The sequence below is a fragment of the Amycolatopsis roodepoortensis genome (assembly GCF_024628825.1).
Taxonomy (GTDB): Bacteria; Actinomycetota; Actinomycetes; order Mycobacteriales; family Pseudonocardiaceae; genus Amycolatopsis; species Amycolatopsis roodepoortensis.
In genome coordinates, this window is record NZ_CP102415.1 from 3,434,816 (window position 1) to 3,447,818 (window position 13,003).

11 protein-coding genes are annotated in these 13,003 nt (G+C 69.2%); 2 read left to right on the forward strand and 9 right to left on the reverse strand.

All coding sequences use genetic code 11. The features are described 5' to 3' along the window. Positions 1 to 100: 100 nt before the first annotated feature. From NQK81_RS15925 to NQK81_RS15955, 7 genes are all read right to left on the reverse strand, one after another. A complete protein-coding gene (locus NQK81_RS15925; protein ID WP_257488832.1) occupies positions 101 to 1,270 on the reverse strand; it encodes a Gfo/Idh/MocA family protein in 1,170 nt (389 codons plus the stop codon). Positions 1,271 to 1,310: 40 nt separating this feature from the next. Beyond that, positions 1,311 to 2,363 (reverse strand): substrate-binding domain-containing protein, encoded by a 1,053-nt coding sequence (locus NQK81_RS15930; protein WP_126733950.1) that lies wholly within the window; start codon positions 2,361 to 2,363, stop codon positions 1,311 to 1,313. 89 nt (positions 2,364 to 2,452) lie between these two features. Beyond that, positions 2,453 to 3,427: an ABC transporter permease gene (locus NQK81_RS15935; protein ID WP_257488833.1), complete on the reverse strand. Its 975-nt coding sequence runs from the start codon at positions 3,425 to 3,427 to the stop codon at positions 2,453 to 2,455. A gap of 35 nt (positions 3,428 to 3,462) precedes the next feature. Further along, the gene (locus NQK81_RS15940) at positions 3,463 to 4,965 is read right to left on the reverse strand and encodes a sugar ABC transporter ATP-binding protein (protein ID WP_257488834.1); all 1,503 of its coding nucleotides are present in this window, start codon (positions 4,963 to 4,965) and stop codon (positions 3,463 to 3,465) included. Beyond that, positions 4,962 to 6,185 carry an ROK family transcriptional regulator gene (locus NQK81_RS15945; RefSeq protein ID WP_257488835.1) on the reverse strand — a complete coding sequence of 408 codons (1,224 nt, stop codon included), beginning with the start codon at positions 6,183 to 6,185 and terminating at the stop codon, positions 4,962 to 4,964. The genes NQK81_RS15940 and NQK81_RS15945 overlap by 4 nt, the downstream gene beginning before the upstream one ends. A gap of 260 nt (positions 6,186 to 6,445) precedes the next feature. Then, a complete protein-coding gene (locus NQK81_RS15950; RefSeq protein ID WP_007034224.1) occupies positions 6,446 to 7,648 on the reverse strand; it encodes an ROK family transcriptional regulator in 1,203 nt (400 codons plus the stop codon). A 93-nt stretch (positions 7,649 to 7,741) separates the two neighbouring features. Continuing rightward, a complete protein-coding gene (locus NQK81_RS15955) occupies positions 7,742 to 9,091 on the reverse strand; it encodes a DHA2 family efflux MFS transporter permease subunit (RefSeq protein ID WP_257488836.1) in 1,350 nt (449 codons plus the stop codon). A 92-nt stretch (positions 9,092 to 9,183) separates the two neighbouring features. On the opposite strand from NQK81_RS15955, the gene NQK81_RS15960 reads away from it, so the two are divergent. Continuing rightward, on the forward strand, positions 9,184 to 9,750 hold the full coding sequence (locus NQK81_RS15960) for a TetR/AcrR family transcriptional regulator C-terminal domain-containing protein (protein ID WP_257488837.1): 567 nt from the start codon (positions 9,184 to 9,186) through the stop codon (positions 9,748 to 9,750). A 16-nt stretch (positions 9,751 to 9,766) separates the two neighbouring features. Continuing rightward, entirely contained in the window at positions 9,767 to 10,552 is a 786-nt protein-coding gene (locus NQK81_RS15965; RefSeq protein ID WP_257488838.1) for an isocitrate lyase/PEP mutase family protein, read from the forward strand. Between the two features lie 185 nt (positions 10,553 to 10,737). Here NQK81_RS15965 and NQK81_RS15970 read toward each other — a convergent pair whose 3' ends face one another. Next, positions 10,738 to 11,400, reverse strand: a complete 663-nt coding sequence (locus tag NQK81_RS15970; RefSeq protein ID WP_126733955.1) for a response regulator — start codon at positions 11,398 to 11,400, stop codon at positions 10,738 to 10,740. Next, a complete protein-coding gene (locus NQK81_RS15975; RefSeq protein ID WP_257488839.1) occupies positions 11,397 to 12,929 on the reverse strand; it encodes a sensor histidine kinase in 1,533 nt (510 codons plus the stop codon). Before NQK81_RS15975 ends, NQK81_RS15970 begins: the two co-directional genes overlap by 4 nt. Positions 12,930 to 13,003 lie beyond the last annotated feature (74 nt).

Consider the following 13,003-nt stretch of genomic DNA (forward strand, 5'->3'; position numbering starts at 1 on the left):
CTTTCCCAGCCCGAGAACACCAACCTCCGATGGTCGGATGTTTCGGATCGAACCAAGTCGCAGTGATAGTCGTCATGCGACTTTCGGCTGGATCTCTCGCTCAGTTACTCCCCTTCGTGGTGACGGCGGGCACAGCGATCCATCGCGCGTCGTCGGACGCGCTGCGCTCGACCGCGGCCAAGACCTGCTGAACCCTCAACCCGTCCTCGAAGGACGGTTCGGGATCCGTGCCGTCGCCGATCGCGGTGAGCAGATCGGCGACCTCGTTGGTGAAGGTGTGCTCGTAGCCGAGGAGATGCCCCGGCGGCCACCACACCCCGACGTACGGATGCTCGGGTTCGGTGACCAGGATCCGGCGGAACCCAGCCTCGGTGGCGGGCTGGCCACCGTCGAAAAAGGACAGTTCGTTCATCGACTCGAAGTCGAACGCGAGGCTCGCCTTCGAACCGTTGATCTCCAGCCGCATCGCGTTCTTGCGGCCCAGCGCGAACCGGGTCGCCTCGAAACTCGCCACCGCACCGCCGGTGAACCGGCCGAGGAACAGCGCGGTGTCGTCGACGGTGACCTGGCCGGTGCCGCCATCACCGTCCGGCCGCTCCTTGACGAAGGTGTTGGTCAGCGCGGAAACCCCGGTGATCGTCTCGCCGGTGACGAACTGGGCCGCGTCGACGATGTGCGCGCCGAGGTCGCCCAGCGCGCCCGAGCCCGCCTTGTCCTTGTGCAGCCGCCAGGTCATCGGCGCCTGCGCGTCGGACAGCCAGTCCTGCAAATACACCGACCGCACGTGGCGGATCTCGCCGAGCGCCCCGCTCGCGACCAGTTTCCTGGCGTGCGCGAGCGCGGGCACCCGGCGGTAGTTGAACGCCACCATCGACCGGACGCCGTTGGCCCGCGCCTTCGCCGCCGCCTCGGCCATCGCTTCGGCCTCGGCGAGAGTGTTGGCCAACGGCTTCTCGCACAGCACGTGTTTCCCGGCCTCGAGCGCGGCGATCGCGATCTCGGCGTGGCTGTCGCCCGGCGTGCAGATGTCGACCAGGTCGACGTCGTCGCGGGCGATCAGCGCACGCCAGTCCGTCTCGACGTCCTCCCAGCCGAACCGTTCGGCCGCGGTCTTCGCCCGCACCTCGTCGCGGCCGCCGAGCACGGCGAGTCTCGGGATCAGTGGTGGCGCGAAGAACCGGTGCACACTGCGCCACGCGTGCGAATGCACCGCACCCATGAACGCGTGGCCCACCATGCCGATCCCGATCGTTTCCTTTGCCGTGCTCATGCCCCTCCTAGATGCGCGTGCTTGTGTCGGGTACGCGGGTTTACGAGTCGAAGCCGACGTCCATGTACTTGTCGACGTTCTCCTTGGTGACCACCGCGGAGTACGTGGTGATCTCGGCGGGGATCTCGTGCTCGGCGAAGTCGCCCGCCCCCTTGCCCTGGCCGAGCAGGCGCGCGAGCGAAATCGCCGTGGACGCCATCGACGGGCTGTAGAGCACGGTCGCCTTCAGCGGCTCAGCATCGGACTTGATCAGGTTCATCGCGTTCTTCGAACCCGCGCCGCCGACCATCAGGAAGTCCTTGCGGTTGGCGTTGTTGATCGCCGCGATGACGCCGACACCCTGGTCGTCGTCGTGGTTCCAGAGAGCGTCCAATTTGGACGCCGACTGCAGCAGGTTCGAGGTCTGCTGCTCGCCCGACTCCGGCGTGAACTGCGCCGAGACACGCGGTCCCACCTGGAAACCCTGACGCGCCAAGGCGTCCTTGAAACCCTTGCTGCGTTCCTGGGTCAGCGGCAGCGAGTCGATCCCCGCGACCTCGCCGATCACCGGGCTGGCGATGTTCTTCGCCTTCATCTGCTGGGCGATGTAGTTCCCGGCGTTGACGCCCATGCGGTAGTTGTCGCCACCGATCCAGGTGCGGTACGCGAGCGGGGTGTCGAAGACGCGGTCCAGGTTGATCACCTGGATCCCGGCGTCCATCGCCTGCTGGCCGACCGCGGTCAGCGCCTTGCCGTCGAACGGCAGGATCACCAGGACGTTGACCTTGGCGTTGATCAAGGTCTCCACCTGGGAGATCTGCTGGTTGACGTCGTTGGTGCCCTCGGTCGCGTTGAGCGTGACCTCACTGAACTTCTGCGCCTGCGCGCGGGCGTTCTTGGTGATGGCCGCCATCCAGCCGTGGTCCGCGGCAGGCGCCGAGAACCCGATGGTGACGGGCGTTCCGGGCTGCGAGTTGGCCCCGGCGTTGGCCACGTTGGCCGCGTTGTTCTGCGCCGGTGCCTCGTTCGAGGTGCACGCGGTCAGCAGCGCGCCCGCTCCGACGGCCGCGCCTCCCAGCAGGAAGCGGCGGCGGTGCAGGGATTGTTCGGTCATGACGACTCTCCATCCACGGTGACGGCGGTGGTCCAGGTGGTCGTGAGTGGCGTTTCGGGTTCTAACCCGAAACGCCACTCACGACCCCGCTAAGTACTCGTCTTTGTCTTTTTCACGGAGCGGAACTGCAGTAGCGCGGCCAGGACGATGATCACGCCCTTGGCGATGTTCTGGATGTCGGTGTCCAGGTTGTTGAGCGTGAAGATGTTGGACAGCACGGTGAAGATCAGCACGCCGATCAGGGTGCCGATGAGCGAACCGCGGCCACCGGTGAGCAGCGTGCCGCCGATGACGACCGCCGCGATGGCGTCGAGTTCGTAGAGCATGCCGTTGGTCGAGGCTCCCGCGGTGGTGCGGGCGACGACCATCAGCGCCGCGATACCGCAGCACAGGCCCGCGACGCCGTAGACGAGCGCGGTGTGCCGCTTGACGTTGATACCGGCCAGCCGCGACGCCTCGGCGTTGCCGCCGACGGCGAAGGTGCGGCGGCCGAACGTGGTGCGGTTCAGCAGCACCCAGCCGACCACGAACACCAGCGCGAACATCCAGATCAGCACCGGGATGCCGAGCAGGTCACCGCGGAAGAAGTCGAGGAACCCCGCCTCCGACACCACCTGCGTGCGGCGGCCGCTGATGCGTTCCGCGAGCCCGCGGGCCGAGACGTACATCGCCAGTGTGGCGATGAACGGCACGATCTTCCCGTAGGACACCAGGATCCCGTTGATCAGACCGCAGCCGAGGCCCACCAGGAGTCCACAAAGGATCATCACGAACGGGCCGTAGGACTGGGTGGCCAACGTGGTCAGCCAGACGCTGGAGAGCGCCACGATCGACCCGACCGAGAGGTCGATGCCGCCGGCGATGATCACGAACGTCATCCCGACGCTGACCACCCCGATCGCCGCGGCGAGCCGCAGGATCGTGGAGATGTTGCCGTCGGTGAAGAACTGGTCGGGCCTGGTCACCTGCCCGACGATGCACAGGATCACCAGCACCCCGCCCAGCCCGAGCAGCCGGGTGTCGATCGAGAACTTTCGCTTTTCCTTGGGTCGTACAGGTTCCACGGCGGGTCCCGTACGCACCGATTCGGCTTGGTCGGTCACGCCGCACTCCCCTCGAGAATCACGTCGAGCACATCCGCCTCTGTCAGCTCCGCAGACGGCTTTTCAGCCAGGACACGTCCTTCACGCAGCACCAGCACCCGGTCGGACAGTCCGAGCACTTCGGGGATCTCGCTGCTGACGAGCACGATCGCGACCCCGGTCGCGGCCAGTTCCTCGATCAACCGGTACAGCTCCGCCCGCGCGCCGACGTCGACCCCGCGCGTCGGCTCGTCCAGCAGCAGGACCCGGCAGCCCCGGACCAGCCAGCGGGCGAGCACCGCCTTCTGCTGGTTGCCGCCGGACAGCGTGCGGATGATGCGGTGCGGGTCGGCGGGCCGGAGATCGAGGCGCCGCAGGCTTTCCCCGGCGTCGTCGAGTTCCCTGCCCCGCTCGGTGAACCCGAACGTCGCGTATTTGCTCAGGCTCGCCAGGGTCACGTTGTGCACGACGGGCAGGTCCAGCAGCAGGCCCTGGCTCTTGCGTTCCTCCGGCGCCAGCCCGATCCCGGCCTTGACCGCCGCGGACACGCTGCCGGGCCGGACCGGTTCGCCGTCGACCGACACCGTGCCGGTGTCCTGCTTGCGCGCGCCGAAGATCGTCTCCAGCAGCTCGCTGCGTCCCGAGCCGACGAGGCCCGCGATCCCGACGACCTCGCCGGCGTGCACGGTGAAGTTCACGTTCTCGAATTCGCCGACGGTGGTCAGGTTCTCCACCTTGAGGACCTCGCGGTCCGGGTCGACGTGCTCCTGGTGGCGCGGGCCGAACACGGTTTCGACCTTGCGGCCCGCCATCAGCGCGACGAGGTCGGAGGTCGGCGTCTCCTTGGCGTCGAGGCCGGTGGAGACGGTTTTGCCGTCCTTGAGCACGGTGACGCGGTGGCCGATCCGGCGGAGTTCTTCGAGCCGGTGGGAGATGTAGATGATCGCGACACCTTCGGCGGTCAGCTCGCCGACGATGCGGAACAGGTTGTCGACCTCTTCCCCCGCCAAGGCCGCTGTGGGCTCGTCCATCACCAGCAGCTTCGCGTCGTACGCGAGCGCCCGCGCCATCGAGACCAGCTGCTGGCCCGCGGCGGAGAGCTTGCCGACCTCGGTCGACGGCGCGATCTCGGGGTGACCGAGCCTGGCCATGAGTTTCGCGGCCATCGCGCGGGACTCGCTGATCCGCGTGAACCCGAACGACGCGCGCTCGCGGCCGAGGAAGATGTTGTCCGCCACGGAAAGCCCGGGCACCAGGTCGAGTTCCTGGTACATGGTCGCGATGCCGATCTTCAGCGCGGCGACCGGCGAGGGCAGCGTGACCGGTTCGCCCTGCCAGAAGATCTCGCCGCCGTCGGGGCGATGCGCGCCGGCGAGCGTTTTGATCAGCGTGGACTTGCCCGCGCCGTTCTGGCCGAGGAGACAGTGCACCTCGCCGGGTTCGACGTCGAAGTCAACCCCGTCGAGCGCACGCACCCCCGGGAAGGTCTTCACGATCCCCCGGACGGAGAGCAGGGTCATGCCGGAGCCTCCTCGGTCTCGAAAGGAACTAATGTCGGGTCGGCGAAAAGCCGTTCGGTGGCGAGATGCGCGGCGCCGCGCAGCGGGGCGGTGGTGCCCAGCGGGGACGGCTCGACGCGGCAGGTCGGCTCGTGGCCGAGCGGACGCGCGGACAGCTCGCGGCGCACCGGCTCGACCAGCCATTCCCCCAGTTCGGCGAAGTAGCCACCGAGCACGACGACGTCCGGGTCGAGTACATCGACCACAGTGGACACCGCGATGCCGAGCGCGACCCCGAGTTCCGAGACCGCGACGACCGCGCGCTGGTCACCGCGCTGCACACGGTGCTTGAGCAGCCCGACCCGGCCGTCGACGCCCAGGGCGGGATCGTGCAGCGGGTCGCCGGGCGAAGCCGCGCCGCGCAGGACCGCGTTGAGCCCGGCCTTGGTCTCCAGGCAGCCGACCCGGCCGCACTGGCACTGCTCGCCGGACGGGTCGACGGTGATGTGCCCGACCTCGCCCGCGAAACCCCTGGCACCGCGCAGGATCGCGCCGCCGGACACGAGTCCGCCGCCGACGCCCGTGCCGCCGCTGAGGTAGAAGAGCTCCCGCACGCCTTGGCCCGCTCCGGCGACGGCCTCGCCGATCGCGCCGAGGTTGGCCTCGTTGTCGACGGCGATGGCGTCCGCGGGCAGCCCGAGCCGGGCGGCGAGGAGGTCGGCGATCTCGGCGTCGCGCCAGCGCAGGGTCGGCGCGAACCGCAGCACGGCGGCGGCCGAATCGACCAGGCCTGGCACCGAGACGGTGACCCCGACCGGCTGGTCGTCGAGCAGCACGGTCCGGGCGAGGAAGGCGAGTTCGTCCATGCTCCGGTGCAGCCCGAGCGCGGCGACGTCGGCGGTTTCGGTGCGTTCGGCGACGACTCGGCCGTCGAGATTCGTGACGACGGCGGCGAAGCGGTCGGCCTCGACACTGAGCGCGAGCCCGCAGGCGCTGGCGCCGTTCAGCTCGACCAGCTGGCTGGGCCTGCCGTTGCCGCCGCCCTGGAGTCCGGCCGAGCGGACGAGACCGCGTTCGGACAGCTCGGTGATCAACCCGGAGACGGCCGCCTTGGTGAGTCCGCAGCGCGCCGCGAGCTGGGTGCGCGAGAGCGGCCCCGCGCGCAACGCCCGCAGGAGCGCGGCGAGGTTCGCGGTGCGTGGGCTGACCGGGTCGAGCTGCCCGGGTTCAGTCGCGGCCACACTGCCTCATCTGACGACGCCTCACTTACGAATCGGCCGTAACAAACTTTGTTACTTAGCCAGCGAAAGTAGGGTGGCGCCCGTCACCCGTCAAGGTGACAACAGGACAGAAATGTCGACTAAAGCCCTCCGTCACCCGAATAGCCGTCCGGTTCGGTGCAGACTTTTGTACTTTTCAAGCGAAAGTCTGCACGATCTTGACGTTACTAATCGGAATCAGGTGAGTGCCCAACGTGCCGCGAGGGGTCGGGCCGGGTGGGTCAGCTGCTCAGCGTGAAGGCCCGGTCCGTGGCGGACCAGGCGGCCCCGATGACGCCCGCGGTGTCGCCCAGTTCGGACAGCACGATCGGCAGGTTCCCGGTCGCGAGCGGCAGCGACCGCCGGTAGACCGAGCTGCGGATCTCGGCGAGCAGCTGATGTCCGAGCTGCGCCACGCCGCCGCCGATCACGACCATGCCCGGGTTCACGAAACTCACCAGTGAGGCGACGACCTGCCCGAGCCGCCGCCCGCCGTCGCGGATCAGGTTGACCGCGCCGAAATCGCCCGACGCCGCCGCGCGGCCGACGTCCTGCGCGGTGATCGCGCCGCGGGCCGCGACGACGTCGGCGAGGTACGTCGAGCGGCCGCTTCGCGCCAGCGTCAGCCCGTCGCGGGCCAGCGCGGCGCCGCCGAAGTACGCCTCGAGACAGCCCGTCTCACCACAGGCGCAGGTCGGCCCGTAGTCGTCGAGGCGGATGTGCCCGATGTCGCCCGCCGTGCCGGCGACGCCGCGATACACCTTGCCGCCCAGCACGATCCCGCAGCCGATACCGGTACCGATCTTGACGAACACCAGGTCGTCGATGGAGCGCGCGACCCCGGCGTGCCGCTCCCCGAGCGCCATCGAGTTCACGTCGTTGTCGACCGTGACCGGGCAGCGCAGCAACCCGCCGAGATGGTCGCGCACGGAGAACCGGTCCCAGCCGGGCATTATCGGCGGCGCGACCGCCATACCCTCGGCGAAACTCACCGGGCCGGGAAGGCCGATCCCGGCGGCGATCAGCTTGCCCGGCGCCTCTTCGCGGATCTTCTCCGCCAGCGCGACCACGCGTTTCAGCACGGCGTGCGGCCCCTGCCGGACGTCACAGTCCTCGACGGTGTGCACCAGCACCTCGCACGAAGCGTCGGTGAGCGCGACCCCGACCGACGTCGCGCCGACGTCCACCGACAGCACCCGCAGGTCTCCCGCGAGCCGCACCAGCGTGGACCGCCTGCCGCCACGGCTCGCCGACGGTCCGGCGGTCTCGACGAGGCCGACCTCGGCCAGCCGCGCGACCTCGGCCCCCACCCGGGCGCGCGGCAGCTCCAGCCGCTCCCCCAGTTCGACCCGGGACATCGGTCCTTCATCCCGCAGCAGGGTGAGCAGCTGGGTCTGGTGCCGGGTTTCGACCATCGGATGCTCCGAGGTGGATGCCGTGCTCATTCACCTGAGCCTACGGCGTTGTCCACCCGCTGTCCCGAATGCCACTCGGAACCTTCGGGGCGTATCGGACGGGAACAAACCCACCGGCTCCGGTCAGTCCTTTGTGGACGCTTCGGCGCGCACGAGGAGCCACGCCGGGATCAGCACGATCGCGGTGATCCCGGCGATCCACCAGTGGGCGTGCGCGATGGCCGCCACGGTCCCCGGAGCGGCGAGCACGGTGAGAATCGAGGTGCCGAAGGAGCCGCCGATCCGTTGCAGCATGGCGAAGAGCGGCATCGCGTGGGAAATTCGCTCTTTGGGCACCGACACCAGCCCGGTGGCCAGTGCCGGGGTCGTGGTCAGCCCGATGCCGCAGCCGCGGAGGACCTGCACGGCCGAGAGCCACCAATAGCTGTCGGATCCGGTGAGCAGCGCGAGCGGCACCGTCCCGGTGACCGTGACGATCAACCCGGCGAAGATCACCCGCGCGCCCCCGATCCGGTCGGTCAGCCTGCCCGCGAGCGGAAGCGCCAGCACCGTGCCGAGTGCCAGCGGCGCGGTCAGGAATCCGGTGGCGACGAGGCTTTCTTGCCGGACTTCGAGGTAGTACAGCGGCAGGACGATCATCGCGCCGAACAGCGCGATCCCCATTCCGAAGATGACGGCGGCGGCCGAGGAGAACCTCCGGTCCCGGAACAGCCGCAGTTCCAGCAACGGTGCCGGAGACCTCAGCGCGGTGACCACGAAGACGGCGAGCAGGAGCGCACCGGCGGCCGCCGCGATCGGAGCGGCTTCGGCGAGGCCGTACACGAGCAGCGGCAGCCCGGTCGCGGTGAGCACCAGTCCGCGCCGATCCAGCGGACGGCTGTCGACGGGACTTTCCCGCGGCAGCCGTTTCCGGCCCAAAAGCAGGCAGAGCAGCGCGAGCGGCACGTTCACCAGGAACAGCCACGGCACGCCGAACCGCTCGGCGAGCACGCTGCCCGCCAGGGTGCCGAGCACGGGCGCGAGGTAGATGGGGATGCTCAGCACGGCCATCATCCGGCCGAGCCGCTTCGGCCCCACCGCCGTCGCGAACAGGATCTGTCCCGCCGGGACCAGCAGTCCACCCGCGGCGCCTTGCAGAACGCGGAAGGCGATCAGCGTTTCGATCGAACCCGCCGTCGCGCAGAGCGCGGAGAAGACCGCGAACAGACCGACGCACACCAGCCACAGCCGCGTCGTCCCGAAGCGGCGGCTCGCCCAGCCGCTGACCGGCACCATCGCGGCGAGCGCGAGCAGATAGCCGGACGCCGTCCACTGGGCGGTATCGAGCGGTGCACGAAATCCGGCCGCGATCGTGCCGAGCGCGACGGTGACGACGGTCGACGTGAACATCGAGAGGAACCCGCCGAGGGTGAGGATCGCGGCCATTCCCCACAACGCCGGGGTCACCCGCTCCTCATCTGACCTTCCGATCATCCTACCTGCCTATCTTATCACCGTTAAGATCTTAACGGTGATAAGATACGGTCGAGTTGTCAACTCCGATACGGACCGGCGAAGGTGTGCGCATGGTCGTGAGACGGGACGGGTACGTCCGAGCCGCGCTGGAACTCCTCGACGAGGTCGGGCTGGACGGATTGAGCCTGCGCAAGCTCGGGGAGAAGCTCGGCGTGCGCGGTCCCGCGCTCTACACGCATTTCGAGAGCAAGCAGGCGTTGCTCGACCAGATGGCCGAAACCATGCTGGACGACCGGCTCGCCCCGCTCGACGATCCCTCGGCGATGGACGACTGGGGCGAGTGGCTGGCCCGGCGCGCCCGCACCATCCGCTGCACGCTGTTGTCCTACCGGGACGGCGCACGCCTGCACGCCGGCTCCCGCCCGACCGACCGATCGGCGATGACGCCGCTGATCAAACCGTTGCTACGAGCGGGTTTCACCGAAGAGGACGCGACGCACGCGATCCTCGCGATCAGCCGGTACACGCTCGGCTGCGCGATCGACGAACAACAGCACGCCGAGGGCGACCACGACGAGGACCCGGCCGCCTCCTTCGAATACGGTCTCGCGCGGCTGATCGCCGGGCTCCGCGCCGACGTCGATGTCGCGAATCCGCCAGACCAGGATGTCGCATAGCTGCTGGACTGACGCCATGACAAGCGAAACCGCCCGGCTGTTCCGTTCCCTGCACATCCCGTCCGACCCGCTGGTGCTCGCCAACGCGTGGGACGTCGCGAGCGCCCGGCTCGTCGAGGACGCGGGCGCCGCGGCGATCGCCACCACCAGTGCCGGGGTGGCGTGGAGCCTCGGCGCCCCCGACGGTGACCGCCTCGGACGCGAACTCGCGGTGGACCTGATCGCCAGGATCGCCCGCGTGACAACGGTTCCGGTGACCGCGGACATCGAAGGCGGCTACGCGGACACACCCGGCGGCGTCACCGAGACCGTCGCCGCGGTGGTCGCAGCGGGCGCGGCCGGCATCAACATCGAGGACGGCCCGCGACCACCCGAAGAGGTCGTCCCGCGGATCGCGGCGGCCCGCGCGGCGAGCGACGAGGTCTTCGTCAACGCCCGGATCGACACCTTCCTCCGCGGGCTGGGCGGGGTGCCGGAGACGCTGGAGCGCGCGGCCGCGTACATCGCGGCGGGCGCGGACGGGATCTTCGTTCCCGGCGCCACCGACCCCGCCGTGATCGCCGCGCTCGTCGAGGGCATCGACGCGCCGGTGAACGTGATGGCCCACCCTGGCGCGCCAAGTGTCAAGGAATTGGCTGGGCTCGGAGTCGCTCGGGTGAGCGTCGGCTCCGGTATCAGCCAGGCCGCGTACGCCGTCGTGCGGGAAAGCGCCCGGGAACTCTTCTCAACCGGCACGTACTCGCGTCTCGAGGATTCCGTGGACTACGGCACCCTCAACGACCTCCTCACGTCCCGCATTTAGAGGACGAAATGCGGGAGGGCGGTGCGTCGGTCCGGTGAGTCGTGACCGGCGCACACGCGAGCCCGCCGCCCGCGGAAGCGTCGCGAAAGCCACTTTCGCGACGTCTGATGTCCCGAAAGTGGCTTTCGCGACACATCAGCGCCGGGCGAGGCTGCTGACGACTCGCATTTAGAGGACGAAATGCGTCAGGACCAGAGGTAGCGCCGTTCGGGGCGTCCCGTCCCGCCGTACTTGAGGGTCACTTCGGCCTTCCCGGTCGCCACGAAATGCTCCAGGTACCGGCGCGCGCTCACCCGCGCGACGCCGGTCGCCTCGGCGCATTCGCTCGCGGACATCCCGCCGGACGCGCCCCGCAGCGCGGTCTCCACCAGCCTCGCGGTCTGGACGGTGAGTCCCTTGGGCAGCACGGGTTTCGCGCTCGGCCGCGCGCCGAAGACCTGGTCGACATCGGCCTGACCGGCCTCGTCCAGCCGGTCCAGCCGCTGGTGCAGCGACGCGAAATGGGTGAGCTGATCGCGCAGCGACGCGTACTCGAACGGCTTGATCAGATAGTGCAGGACACCGCCCCGCATCGCCTGCCGCACGGTTTCCACGTCGGTCGCGGCGGTGATGAGGATGACGTCGACGTCCTCGGTCGCGCGCAGTTCCCGCAACACCGAAAGCCCGTCGAGATCGGGAAGGTAGACGTCCAGCAGCACCAGATCCGGTTTCAGTTCCCGTGCCAGGCGGAGCGCGTCGGCACCGGTGTGCGCGACCCCGACCACGGCGAACCCCTCCGTGCGCGTGACGTATCCACTGTGGACTTTCGCGACCATGAAATCGTCGTCGACGACGAGCACCTTGATCATCGCGGCAGCCTCGCCGTGAACACCGCGCCGCCGGAGTTGTGCACCTCGACCGAGCCGCCCCGCCGCACGCACGCCTGCCGGATCAGCGCGAGCCCGAGGCCGCGCTGGCCGTGCGCGGCGGCCTTGGTGGTGAAGCCGTGCTCGAACACTTCCTCCGCGATCTCCGGGGCGACCCCCGGCCCGGAGTCACGGACCTCCACGCGCACTTCGTCCTCCTCCTGCCACACCCCGACCTCGATCCAGCCCTGTTCCCCGCCCAGCGCGTCCAGGGCGTTGTCGACGAGATTTCCCAGCACTGTCACCAAATCCGTGGAAAGGGCGTCCTCGACGCGGTCGAGTTCGCTGTCCGGGGCCATCCGCAGCCCGACCCCGCGTTCCGCGGCGAGCGACGCCTTCGCGATCAGCAGCGCCGCCACCGCCGGGTCGCCGACCCGGGAGCCGACCTCCGCGCGCCACTCCCCCTGCGCCGAGCTGATCCGGCTGACGTAGCCGCGAACCTCTTCGTATTCCCCGAGTTCCAGCAGCCCGGAGATGGTGTGCAGCCGGTTGCTGAACTCGTGCGCCTGCGCCCGCAACGTGTCGGTCGCGTGCCTGCTGGCGTCGAGTTCGTCCCGCAGGGTCATCAGATCGGTGCGGTCCCGCAGGGTGACGACGGCTCCTCGCACGTCGATCGGCATTCGGTTCAGCGTCAGCACCTTCCCTTGCCGCAACACGATCTGGTCGGCACCGGTCGCGCGGCCGGTGAGCAGGTCGCGGATCCGCTCGTTGAGGTCGAGGTCTTCGACCGACCGGCCGACGGCGTCCTCCGGGAGCGCCAGCAGTTCGCGGGCCTGATCGTTCACCAGGGTGATCCGGTGCTGCGGATCCAGGCCGACGACGCCCTCCTTGATGCCGTGCAGGAGCGCCTCCCGGTTCTCGACCAGCGCGGTGATCTCGTGCGGCTCCAGGCCGAGCGTCTGGTTCTTCACGCGCCGCGCGAGCAGCAGCGAACCGCTCACCCCGATCACCAGCGCGACCCCCAGCACCCGCAGGGCGTTGTCCGGCGAATCGAGCACACCGGCGAAGAAGCCCGGCGACTTCGAGCCCGCCGCGACCATGCGGACCACCTTGCCGCCCTTTTCGTCGAGCACCGGGACATGCGCCACGATCGAACCGCCGAGCTCGCCGACCCAAGACCGTCCAGAGAGGACGGTGCTCTCGCCGATGTCGAGCAGCGTCCGCACCTGGCCCGGATCAGGTGACGCGAGCACGTAACGGTCCGCTCCCGCGATCACGACGAAATCGACCCCGGACAGGCTTCGCGCGGTCTCCGCGGGCGCGTTCAGCTCGTACGGACCGTTCTCGAGGTCGCCCACGACACCCTGCGCGGCGACACTCTCGGCGACCGAAAGTGCCCGGCGTCCCTCGGTCGTGCGGAAGTTGTTCCCCGCCTGGACGACGGCCAGCACGCCCACCGCGCACAGTAGGCAGGTGACGACTACCAGTTGCCACACGAGGAGCTGGCGGGCCAAGGAACCCCGAGCACCCATCGCCACCTCCGCGTGACCACAAAGAACAAAAGAAACCTTAGGCGTCTAAGCGAGACATCTCTGTTTACACGAGT